We start from the raw sequence: 12075 nt of genomic DNA on the forward strand, positions 1-12075 counted from the left end.
TATTTTGGTAATATATTAATTATGGGAGGTTTAAGGATGACTAGTAGTTTGCCTGAACAGTGGTGGAATCAATTATCTTTACCAGTTATCTCAGCACCTATGTTTTTAATATCCGGTCCTGAGTTAGTGAAAGAATGCTGTTTGAATGGGGTGATCGGCTCTTTTCCAGCACCGAATGCGCGGCCGATAGAGGTCCTGGATCAATGGATGGGTGATATAAACGACACATTGATTGCAGCAAAGGATAAAGAACCAGGCTCAAAGATAGCTCCATGGGCAATGAATATGGTTGTTCACCGTACATATAGCCGGCTTGAAGATGAGTTGGAATTGGTCAAAAAACATCAGCCTCCCATCGTCATTACATCATTAGGTTCACCAATACATGTGGTGGATGTCGTACATAGCTATGGCGGGTTGGTCTTTTCGGATGTCAGCTCTGTGGATTTTGCAAAAAAAGCTGCGGAGTCAGGTGTGGACGGATTGATCTTGGTTGCAGCGGGAGCAGGCGGTCATGCTGGTGAGATAAATAGCTTTGCTTTCGTGGACAGCGTAAGGACATTCTGGGACGGAATCATTTTGCTTGCCGGATCCATCAGTACTGGTCACAGTATCTTGGCAGCTCAGGCGGCAGGAGCGGATCTTGCTTATATGGGTACACGTTTTATCGTGGCGAAAGAGAGCAGGGCAAATGATGAATATCGTGAAATGCTTGTCGATTCTGACCATGATGACATCATTTTGACTGATGCATTTTCAGGCGTTAATTGTAATATGCTTAAACCGAGCATCAGAAAGGAAGGATTGGACCCAGAACAATTGGCCAAAAAAGAAAAAGTCGATTTTGACAGCATGTCCAAATCATCTGAATCTAAAGCGTGGCGTGATATTTGGTCAGCAGGTCATGGTGTAGGTGCGATTAAAAAAATAGATACCGCTGCAGGCATCATAAAACAATTAGAAAAAGAATATCAGGAGTCTTTGAAGAAACTGACCGGGCAGGCGGAAAAATTAAAAGGAATTATATCAAAATGATATGAAAGCGCTTCATTTAGTTATGCTAATATAGCTAATAAAAAGGGTATCCATTATGGATACCCTTTTTTTATGTTATATCAGAGCTAATTCATGATAAAGTCTTAATCAGCTTAAAAGGCAATCTAAATAGGTTTTAACGTTAAAAACAGTAAATATAGGATGTAAGACTGTGAAAAAATATTGATAAAAAGAAAGATAAATGTTATATTGTTTTCGTGATAATGACCAAATGAACAATTTGGTCATAAATTATTGATTGTTTAAAAGTAATATGTATTTAGGTGAAGATGAAGAATGTTAAATATTTATTGCAAAAGCAATAGACTTAATTTTGTATTCTTCAATCCGTTCTCACCGAGATAGATTAAATAAGCGGCATATTCGTCGTATAGGAGGGCTTGGTAGGCGTGTTAAAATCTTTAAAGGGTGAATTTTTAGCGATAATAAAACATCCTATGATACTCATTTCCATAATAGGGATCATACTGATACCTTTATTATATAGCGGCACGTTCCTGTGGGCATTTTGGGATCCATATGGTAAGGTGGACCAATTGCCTGTAGCCATTGTCAATTTGGATGAGGGGGCGGAGTTCAATGAAAAGGAACTCACAATAGGAAAAGATTTAGTCAAGGAGTTAAAGGAAAAGAAGGATTTCGATTGGCATTTCGTCAGTCAAGAAGAAGCTAATGAAGGACTGGAAAATCAAGATTATTACATGAAAATAGAAATTCCGAAAAACTTTTCGAAGAATGCAACGACCCTACAGGAGGACAATCCGAAAAAACTTGATTTAATTTATACATCCAATGAAGGGTTCAACTATATATCGACTAAAATAGGTGACGCAGCTTCGGAGAGAATCAAAGGGGAGGTTTCGTCAGCCGTTACGAAAACCTATGCTGAGTCAATGTTCGACAATTTGAACGAAGTGGCTGACGGACTCAAAAGTGCCAGTGATGGAGCTGGAGAATTGAAAGACGGAACGGATACAGTGAAAAACGGCTCCAGTGAACTTGGTGAAGGGATTATCTCAGCTAAAGAAGGTTCCAAAAAAGTGGATGAAGGAATTGATTCCCTTCATTCAGGTTCTGTCGAAATCCATGAAAACCTGGAAAAATTAGCTGAAAAATCAATGACCTTTTCAAATGGGGTCGGTTCTGCAGCTGCAGGATCAAAGGAACTTAATCAAGGGTTACAACAGTTCAGCTATGGTATTGGGCAAATGAAAGATGGCCAATCCGAGCTTTTGCAAGGAGCTAAGAAATCCGAAGCGGGAACTGATGAATTGGCCTCTGGATTGCAGCAGTCATTAGAGGGCTTCAATCAAATAGAAGAAAAGCTGCCCGCTTTGACTGAAGGGGCAAATGGTGTAGCTTCTGGTGCCGCTCAGCTTTCAGGTTCATTGTCTGAATGGAGCGCAGCATCGAACGAAGCAAAAGCGGGGGCAGCTGAAGTTTCGGTAGGTTTGGATGAGGTTATTTCAGGATTGAAACAACAATCTGAAGCTACGGATGATCCTGCAGAGAAAGAGCGTTTGGAGGGAGTGATTTCTTCTCTAACCCGCATCAGTGAAGGTAGTAAAGGGGTATCTGAAGGAGTAGGGAAACTATCGGCAAGTGCAACCGAAATTGCTAAAGGCTCAAATAGCCTTAGTGATGGGGCAAATCAGTTAGGTGAAGGCACAAGTGCGTTAAGCGGCGGTTTCACGCAATTGAAGCAAGCACAGGATAAACTCGCCAACGGGGCGAATGAACTGAAAAATGGTCAAGGTCAATTGGTGTCTGGTTTGACAACATTTGGCGATAGTATAGATTCAGCGCAGAGTGGCCTTGGACAATTAACAGAAGGCAGCAATAACTTGGTAAGCGGGCTTGATCAGCTTGAAGATGGCTCCAAGCAATTATCAAGTGGTACCTCACAGATTTCCGAAGGTTCGAAAGGTCTGGTTACAGGAACGGATAAGTTGAAGGAAGGTTCATCCAGCCTTACTAGCGGTATGGGAGAACTGGCGAATGGAGCCATCAAGTTACAAGATGGAATCGCAAAACTTTCAGATGGATCTGCAGAACTACATGACGAATTGAATGATGGGGCAAACGAAGCAGGCAAGATAAAATCCAATGAAGAAGTATATGACATGTTTGCAAGCCCAGTTAAAGTGGATAAATTACCAATTAATAATGTACCGAACTATGGCACTAGTTTTGCACCATATTTAATTTCATTAAGTTTATTTATCGGGGCTATCGTTCTGACGATCATTTTCCCGTTAAGAGATCCTGCTGTTAAACCTGCGAGTGGATTTAGCTGGTTTATTAGTAAATACAGCGTCATGGCACTCATAGGAATCTGTCAAGCTATATTGGTGGACTCGATTTTAATTTTAGGTCTTGGAATCAATGTTACGAGCCTGCCGCTGTTTTTTGCAGTAAGCATTCTTGCTAGCTGCACATTCATGGCAATCATTCAGTTCCTGGGTTCAGCCTTTGACAATCCAGGCCGGTTCATAGCATTATTGATTTTGATTCTTCAACTGACCAGCAGTGGCGGAACATTCCCAAATGAATTAGTTCCTGGCTTCTTGCAAGGATTCACACCGTTCCTACCGATGACTTATTCCATTAATGCTTTTCGTGCTGTCATCTCGACAGGAGATTATAGCTTCATGTGGCATAATCTTGCCATATTGGCCATATTCCTCGTTGCAGCATTAATATTATCACTTCTTTACTTTATTATTCGGTATAAGAAAATGAACGCGCAATAAATGAAAAACAGGAAGAAGCAACTGTATAATGATCAAAAAAACAGCGACCCAGAAGAGTCGCTGTTTTTTTGATAAATATCAGGTAATAAGTGAAATGCAGGAAAATAAAAGTGCCTCAAAAATTATAACCATCATAAAGATATGCATTCCTGTTCCATGGAATGGGCAACGGTTTGTTTGTGACAAAACATTGATGCACCATGAACAATAAGTAATTATTTAAACGGCTATACTCTTGTCTTTTGAGAAGCAGGGGCATATTTCTTCATTGGATTTTTTGCAATGACTTCCTTTAAATAAGGAAGGCCAGAAGGTCCTGGTTTTCTCATAAGTTCCATTAGGTAAGATATATCGTCCATAGCCCTGTGTGTTTGAAAATTGGTGATATTATGTGCCTGCAGTAATGTTAAGAGTTTACTATTCTCAAATCCATATTGCTTCCAAGGTACATTCCGCATCGTACAGAACCACTTTTGATCATTGATTTCCGGATACATTTGGTAGAGAAAACTTCTATCGAAAGATGCATTATGTGCGAAAATCGAATCGGTACGGGCAATGAAGGATTTAATTTTTTCATCGTGAAAACTTTTTCCTTCTACGGCGCTGTATGGAATTCCATGAATTCTGTATGCTTGATCATAATTCCTTCTTGCTCCATAGGAGAGAGGCTCCCTTAAAAATGATTCTTGATCGATAAAATTAATGATTTCCCCTGTTTCACTGCTGTATGTAAATAGTATAAGGGCAAGCTCGATAATTTCATCTGAAGAGGGACGTAAACCCGTTGTTTCTACGTCAAGCACTAAACCTAATCTATTAGACAATTTTTTTTCCTCCAGTTGGGTTACATTCTTCTATTATAGCTGACATAGAATGGCTATTGAAAGTATAATGATCGTTTTAATGATTTGAAATTGATTGAAGGTAAGGGTGAACTAACGACACTAAAAAAAAGATAGAGATTCCTTTTTTAAAGGAATTTCTACCTTTCATGTTCATATGCAGTGCATAATGCTTTCCAATTCTTGTTCGGCAATTTGTACGAATTCTTCGTTTTTTTGAAGACTGAAAATGTTCTTCGATTGCTTTATATAGTACAGTCCTTCTTCAGGTTGTTGCAGTTGTACCAGATTCCTACCAGTTAAGAGATGGAGTTCCGCATATAAATATAATGATTCTATCGAATTACAGATGTTGATTCCTTTAAGAGTATAATTTAATGATTCCTGATAAAAATGAAGTTCAGTCAATGTTTGTGCTAATCCATGAATGATCTTCACGATAATGGTACCTTCTTGATTCACATGGGGAATATTCTCGATAAATTCCAGTGCTTCATTGAAGATGGTGATGGCCTCTTCATAATTCTTCGTTTTAAAATGGATGATCCCGATACTATTTAAAACTTCTATTTCCTGTTGATGAAGTATGACCCGTTTACCCATGGTAATCTGAATGGCCTCATTCAATAATTCTATAGCCTTTTGTTTGTCATTGTACAAATAAAAAAAAGAGATACCTTCATGCCATTTTAAGAATTGATAAAATGATATCGATTTTTCCGGTGCAGTTGCCATTTCTTTTTGGACGATTTCATAAATTGCTTCATAATTGCGTGTCCGTTTGTATTTGTTAATCAAAAGTTTAATGGTTTCTATGTAATTATAAATCGGTTCATTTTTGGTAGTGAAGAAATACGGCAGGTCAACTTTAAGTTTATCCGCAAAAAGTGCCAATTCATCAATGGTTGGAGAAGTGATGCTTCTTTCATAATCTGACAGGGCATTAGGTTCACATATATCCTTAGCCAGTTCTTCTCTTGTAAGATTTTGTTTTATTCGTAATTCGTTGATAACAGAGCCAACCTCTATTTTCATTACAATTGCCCCTTTGTACCTATGTCTAGAATTCTATTTTAACATAATTTAATTTTTATCAGTAAGATTATTGAAAGATAGTATGATATAACTACTTTACGTGTATTCCTTGGGTTCCATCCAACTAAGTAATAATCAAGAACGTTTTCTTATTGAAGCGATCAAACTAAAATGACGTCTTTTCGATATAAAGTGAGGAAGGTATATAATCACGGATAATAGCAATCATTAGACTTGGAATATAAGAATGAATAAAAAGAGGCGGCAATCTGCCGCCTCTCAGACTTTAGACAAATTGGATGAAAATCGAAGCTAGTCTAAAGTTTTTTATTTTTAAAAAGTTGCAGTGGTTTCAGAAATCCACTCCCTTTCCGCCGACTGTCTGCCTGGCCTCCTTGACGCAAGCGTCTATGGTGTCTCGGCTAGCCAGTTATTCGGCAGGAGTGTCGCAAATTTCTTCAATCTAATGAGGTTCATTCCAAATAGGTAAAAATTCATGAAGAATAACCAAGTTTCCTTATATTATCATGGTCCGGGGTGAGTGCATTCCGAACCTCCTTTTGTCGACAAACTCAGAGGCGGTAATTTGCCGTCTCTAACGTTTTTAATTTCCAATGAAATGCTGGGTCCAATAGTGGGCGTATTTCCCTCCTGTTACATGCCCAATTCCAATATGCGTATAGTTCTTGTTAAGGATATTGGCCTTATGTCCGGGGCTGTTCATCCATGATTTCATGACAGCATCCGCACTAGGTTGACCTGCTGCGATATTTTCCCCTGCGTAATTGTAACTGACCCCAAAGGATTTCATCATTTCGAAAGGCGATCCATAACTGGGGCTTGTATGATTGAAATAATTATTATCCCGCATATCCTCAGATTTTAGAATTGCTACGTTGGATACGGCTGCATCCATTTTAAGTGAAGGAAGGCCCGATTTTGCCCGTTCTTCGTTCACTAAACTAAGGACCTGTTGTTCAACAGATTGACTTTCTTCGCGATTAACTGTGGTATTGGATGCGGGAAGATTTATGGTTTGTCCAATTCGAATTTGATTTGCATCGTTTATAGCGGAGTTCAATTTAAGTAGTTCGTCAATGCTGACATCATATTCAGAAGCGATTTTCGTTAAGGTATCTCCTTTTGCCACCTCGTAAGTATTGGCTCCCAAGGCAACTTTTGGAGATAAAAGGGATAGCGTCAGTGCTGATAAAAGGATGATTTTCTTCATTTTGATTCCTCCTAGTAGAATATCTGGATTGGAAGTATAGTATCCTATAAAAATAGTTTTGTGTAAAATTAGCTCATTCTCATTTTTTATCTGAATAGGAAAAAGGTATCGTAGGAGAACATATACTATACGGGTCCATATAACTTGGCAGTTTATATGGTAACTCAAAATCATAGGGCTTTTTGATAAATTGGAAGGAGGATTCACTGTAAAAAAAGAATCATTTTACGTTTGCGGGCCATGTTTGTCAGGGTAAATAATAAGTACATCAAAACGATATAGTTATATGTAACTAAAAATGATGGGAATAATAAATTATCTCAAGGGTGGAGCTGTATGGATTTAAAGGCTGGGGAAGTGTTTTGGAAAGATACATTTGAAGCTAAAAAATATCCAATGTTGGAAGAGGATCTTTCATGTGATGTTTGTAGTAGGGAGTGGTTCATCGGGGGCACACTGTGCCTATTTTTTGGCAGAGACTGGCCTGAATGTCGTACTGATCGATAAACAGGATATAAGTGAAGGGAGTACGGTTGCGAATACTGGACTTTTACAGTATTCAAATGATAAAACATTAACTTCCCTCATTCATAGTTTTGGAGAAGAAGCTGGGACTCGGCATGTTCAGCTTTGTTTGACGCCATTCGGACACTTGAGAACGAGGTTGTTCCAAGTTTGATTTTAAAAAATTAGAAAAAACTTATACTATACATCCGATACGAAGGATGTTTCTAAGCTTAAAGAAGAATATAGTAATCTAAAATCCCGCAATTTCCCTATTGAATATTATACTGAATATTAACCGGAAATTTTCGTTTCTGAAAGCAGGAGCGCTGGTTACAGGTAATGATGCTGAAATCAATCCTTATAAACATGCACACTTATTGATTGAAAAGGCTGTTTTGAAAGGCGTACGTGTCTATACAAATACGAAAATCAATGGAATGATATTAAAAGAGAATCAAACCCAGCTATTTACCGAAACGGGTCATACGGTACATGCACAGGCGGTCATCTTCGCAACTGGGTATGAAGCCCAAGAAGAAGTGAAGGATAAAAATGCAGTGATTCTCAGTTCATATGCCATCGCAACGAATCAAATGGGCGATGAAGCTAAATGGCATGATAATATGATGATTCTCTGAAACGGCACGGCCTTATTTATATGCAAGAAAAACTCCTGACAATCAAATTAACATAGGTGGTCTTGATGAATCAACTGGTAATCTAGATAAAAGGGATTCAATGATTTTGAATTATAGAAGCAGCTTGTCAATTTGTTTCCAGAATTAGAAAATCGGGTCTGTGCTGATTATTATTGGGGAGCTTTTTTTGGTGAGACCCATGATGGTTTACTGACAATAGGAATGTATCCGAACCATCCTAATTGCTATTTCTTATTAGGTTATGGCGGGAATGGGACGGTTTACAGTGTCATCCTTTCCCAAATCATCAGGATTTGATTACAAAAGGAGGAAATGAGGACTCGGCATTTTATGTTAAGGAAAGGAATTTTTCAAAAAGTATTATACATTAAGACAGGTATCTCTTCTTCATAAATAGAATAAAGTAGACAGCTGAATATACCGGGGGGATTCTTCGATGTGGTTTAAGGAATTGGAGACTGAAAGGCTGCGTTTAGTCGAAATAGGTCACCATCATGCTGAGAGTCTGTTTGAAATTCTCTCTAAAGATGAAGTGACCAAATATGATGGGATAGAAAGTTTAACTTTAGTTGAAGATGCCCGCCGCTTAATCGACTCGTTTAAAAGTGCTTATATAAACAAACGTGGGATGCGGTGGGGAGTCATTTTAAAGGATTCAGGAAAATTCATCGGTACTGTTGGCCTGCATCAATTGAGCCTTGCGAACAAACGCACCGAAATAGGATATGAAATCCATCCTGAATATTGGAGGAATCATTTTACGTTGGAAGCTGTCAACGAAGTATTGCGCTATTGTTTTGAAGAATTGAGACTGAACAGAATCGCAGCTTTAACTTTCAAGGATAATATTCCATCCAGAAACCTTTTGAAGAAATTTGGATTCAAAGAGGAAGGCAGTCTCCGAAGTTATCTATTTCTTCGCGAACAGTCGCATGATGCGCTGGTATTTTCCTTGTTGAGTACAGAGTATTGCCAGTTACGACATCAAAGTGTTCAGGGATCATATAGATTGTAGTTTGGTATATAACATTGCAGCTGGCGGATAGTGCCAGTTTTTTTATTTGCAGATGATTTTATATCAGTAAAGGACAATATACATAATTTTCATGTTAAAATGATATGCGAATTCATTAATCGGTCCGGTTGGACATAAAAAGGAGAAAATCATAGTGAAGATATTATTTCCGTTGCTTGCGGTCCTGGGCGGAATCACCATAGCCATACAAGGACAAATCAATGGTGGGTTAGGGAAAAAAGTGGGGGTTATTGAAGCTTCTTTCATTTCGTTTGGAATCGGGACACTTGCTTTATTATTTATTGTTTTGTTTGCGGGGAATGGAAATATTTCCGCTGTCGCGTCTGTACCTAAATGGCAATTGATCGGTGGACTGTTAGGGGCTATTTATGTCATTGTGATAGTATTGGTCGTCCCTCAGATTGGTGTGGCACCGGCTTTGGTCGGGGTTATAGCAGGCCAGATATTAATTGGGGCAGTCATTGACCATTTCGGTTTATTTGGAGGGATACGCATCCCATTAGATGCCAAAAAGGTGGCCGGAATTTGTTTGCTTTTCGTGTCATTATATTTATTTAATCATAAATGAGGAAGGGTCATTTTTCATTGGATTTGACGCGTTCATAAAGATGAGAAACTGGAATATCTCTATTCCTATATAGTTAATATCCATTATTCGGCAGTTGATTAAATAGAACTCTATATTTTATTGAGGTAATGCATTATCCTACTAAAATATATAATTGAAACAGGGATGGTTTCTAGGATAGTTGTCTTAGTAACCAACCTGACATGAATTATTAGAATATTTAGAAATAAATAGACGAGAGAACCTATATGAATACTGATATAGAAGTGTTTGGAAAAATCACTGGAAGTCGGAAGTCCTTTTTACATAAAATGAGTGATCATTTCTTTTTACCTAGCATCTAGATCGAATTGATTAGCAATTAATTACTATATTGTGAAAAAGTACTCATCGGTTTATTGATTTTTTGATTTATTCGTAATATACTTAAAATTCAACATCTTTAATTCGAGGTATAGTATCCTTAGCGAGGTTGAAATGAAGGTGACTTTTAACTAGTAAACTGCATTAATTGCTTTTTTTAGGTAGAAATTCAGATTTATGCAAACGGTTCGCTAATTGTTTTGGGTGAATTCCTGCAATGAATGCTTCTAACTTTCCTCGCACATTATATGTACTATACGGAAGATTAATAGGTGTTAGAAGGATAATCTCTTAAATGGGAATATTCTAAGAAAGATCAAAGATGAGGGGGAATATTTTTTGAAAAAGTCTAAATTTTCAGTGCTTGCTATTCTTATGGCCATCATGCTAATGCTTGCGGCATGCAACGGCGGTTCGAAGGAAACTTCGAATGAAAAAGAAGGCGGCTCGGGTGACTCATCCGGATCAAAAGTATTAAACGTAAACAATTCAAGTGAACCTGGTTCGCTTCACCCTGCCAATGCTCAAGGAACTCATGAATCATGGATCCTTGAACACACGTTCGAGGGACTGACAAAGAAAACGGAAGAAGGCAAAATCGTACCTGGTTCTGCAGAATCATGGGAAATCAGTGAAGATGGATTGACTTGGACATTCAAATTGAAAGATGGTTTGAAATGGTCAAATGGAGATCCGCTTACAGCCAATGACTTCGAATATGCTTGGAAATATGCTTTGAAACCGGAAACAGCTGCTGATTATGCTTACCAACTTTATTACCTTAAAGGCGGGGAAGCTTACAACAGTAAGAAAGGGAAGGAAGAGGACGTGGGCGTAAAAGCGACAGACGAACATACGCTGGTGGTTACTTTGGAACAGCCTACACCATATTTCCTTGACTTGACTTCTTTCTATACTTTCTATCCAATCAATAAAAAGGTACAGGAAGAAAATCCAAAATGGGCTTTGGATGCAAAAACACACGTATCGAACGGTCCGTTCAAATTAACGGAGTGGAAACATAAAGAAAGCCTGAAAATCGAAAAGAATGAAAATTACTACGATAAAGATAAAATCAAATTGGACGCGGTTAACTTTGCTCTAATTGAAGATGAAAATACAGCATGGCAAATGTATCAGAGTGGCGAATTGGATATCGCTTATCCGCTGCCAGTGGACGTCCAAGGTCAATTGGTTAATTCAGGAGACAAAGAATTCAAAAATGGCGCAGAACTTGCCGTTTACTATTACAACTTTAATACGGAAGTAAAACCTTTCAACAATGCAAAAGTTAGGAAAGCGCTTTCGATGGCTATCGAACGTAAAAAAATTACCGAAAATGTTGCTCAAGGCGGTCAAAAACCTGCCTATGGAGTAATCCCGCCGGGCATTCCTGATGCAACTGGAGATTTCCAGGAAAATACAGGTAACCTATTTGAAGAAAACTTTGCCGAAGCCAAGAAATTGTTAAAAGAAGGTCTTGCTGAAGAAGGCATGAAAGAATTACCTGAGTTTTCAATTTTGTATAACACTTTAGATACTCATAAGAAAATTGCTGAAGCTGTTCAAGGAATGTGGCGCGATAACCTGGGTGTTGAAGTGACACTTGAAAATGCAGAATTCCAGGTTAAGCTTGATCGTGAAAAAGCTGGCGACTTTGAAATTTCCCGTGCAGGATGGGTTGGTGACTATGTTGACCCAATGACTTTCATGCTTTGGGAAACGGACGGTGCCTATAATGATGCAAATTGGTCTAACAAAGAATATGATGGTTTATTAAAACAGGCAAAATCCACAATGGATCCAAAAGAACGCATGGCTGCTTTACATAAAGCAGAAGAAGTTCTGATCGAAGAAATGCCGATCCTTCCGATTTACTTCTATACAAAACCATATATGGTTAAATCGAATGTTACTGGAGTTTTTGCTCCAATTAACGCATATCCGAACTTTATTTACGCGGATAAAAAGTAAGGGAAGGATAAAAGTGAAATGGGAGGTATGTCCGATTAAGGACATACC

At 38.3% G+C, this 12075-nt stretch carries 11 protein-coding genes; 8 read left to right on the forward strand and 3 right to left on the reverse strand.

The features are described 5' to 3' along the window. The first annotated feature begins 36 nt into the window (after positions 1–36). A complete protein-coding gene (locus ACIQ0C_RS05320) occupies positions 37–1035 on the forward strand; it encodes an NAD(P)H-dependent flavin oxidoreductase (protein WP_403057741.1) in 999 nt (332 codons plus the stop codon). Positions 1036–1445: 410 nt separating this feature from the next. Continuing rightward, the gene (locus ACIQ0C_RS05325; RefSeq protein ID WP_403057744.1) at positions 1446–3809 is read left to right on the forward strand and encodes a YhgE/Pip family protein; all 2364 of its coding nucleotides are present in this window, start codon (positions 1446–1448) and stop codon (positions 3807–3809) included. Between the two features lie 227 nt (positions 3810–4036). Here ACIQ0C_RS05325 and ACIQ0C_RS05330 read toward each other — a convergent pair whose 3' ends face one another. The 3 genes from ACIQ0C_RS05330 to ACIQ0C_RS05340 all read right to left on the reverse strand — a co-directional run bounded on the left by ACIQ0C_RS05330 (position 4037) and on the right by ACIQ0C_RS05340 (position 6920). Continuing rightward, positions 4037–4636, reverse strand: coding sequence for an exonuclease domain-containing protein (locus ACIQ0C_RS05330; protein WP_402837418.1), 600 nt, complete (start codon positions 4634–4636; stop codon positions 4037–4039). 171 nt (positions 4637–4807) lie between these two features. Then, a complete protein-coding gene (locus ACIQ0C_RS05335; RefSeq protein WP_403057747.1) occupies positions 4808–5689 on the reverse strand; it encodes a helix-turn-helix domain-containing protein in 882 nt (293 codons plus the stop codon). Between the two features lie 604 nt (positions 5690–6293). Beyond that, positions 6294–6920: a CAP domain-containing protein gene (locus tag ACIQ0C_RS05340; RefSeq protein ID WP_402837414.1), complete on the reverse strand. Its 627-nt coding sequence runs from the start codon at positions 6918–6920 to the stop codon at positions 6294–6296. A gap of 421 nt (positions 6921–7341) precedes the next feature. Here ACIQ0C_RS05340 and ACIQ0C_RS05345 point away from each other — a divergent pair, with 421 nt between their 5' ends. From ACIQ0C_RS05345 to ACIQ0C_RS05370, 6 genes are all read left to right on the forward strand, one after another. Next, entirely contained in the window at positions 7342–7599 is a 258-nt protein-coding gene (locus ACIQ0C_RS05345) for an FAD-dependent oxidoreductase (protein WP_403058094.1), read from the forward strand. 100 nt (positions 7600–7699) lie between these two features. Beyond that, positions 7700–8065, forward strand: coding sequence for an FAD-dependent oxidoreductase (locus ACIQ0C_RS05350; protein WP_403057751.1), 366 nt, complete (start codon positions 7700–7702; stop codon positions 8063–8065). A gap of 132 nt (positions 8066–8197) precedes the next feature. Further along, positions 8198–8383, forward strand: coding sequence for a hypothetical protein (locus ACIQ0C_RS05355; protein WP_403057754.1), 186 nt, complete (start codon positions 8198–8200; stop codon positions 8381–8383). Positions 8384–8522: 139 nt separating this feature from the next. Beyond that, positions 8523–9101: a GNAT family N-acetyltransferase gene (locus ACIQ0C_RS05360; RefSeq protein ID WP_403057757.1), complete on the forward strand. Its 579-nt coding sequence runs from the start codon at positions 8523–8525 to the stop codon at positions 9099–9101. Positions 9102–9255: 154 nt separating this feature from the next. Further along, entirely contained in the window at positions 9256–9690 is a 435-nt protein-coding gene (locus ACIQ0C_RS05365; RefSeq protein ID WP_402837408.1) for a DMT family transporter, read from the forward strand. 702 nt (positions 9691–10392) lie between these two features. Beyond that, positions 10393–12027, forward strand: coding sequence for a peptide ABC transporter substrate-binding protein (locus tag ACIQ0C_RS05370; protein ID WP_402837406.1), 1635 nt, complete (start codon positions 10393–10395; stop codon positions 12025–12027). Positions 12028–12075: the final 48 nt, after the last annotated feature.

Source organism: Peribacillus sp. NPDC096448 (assembly GCF_044762675.1).
Lineage (GTDB): Bacteria > Bacillota > Bacilli > Bacillales > DSM-1321 > Peribacillus > Peribacillus frigoritolerans_B.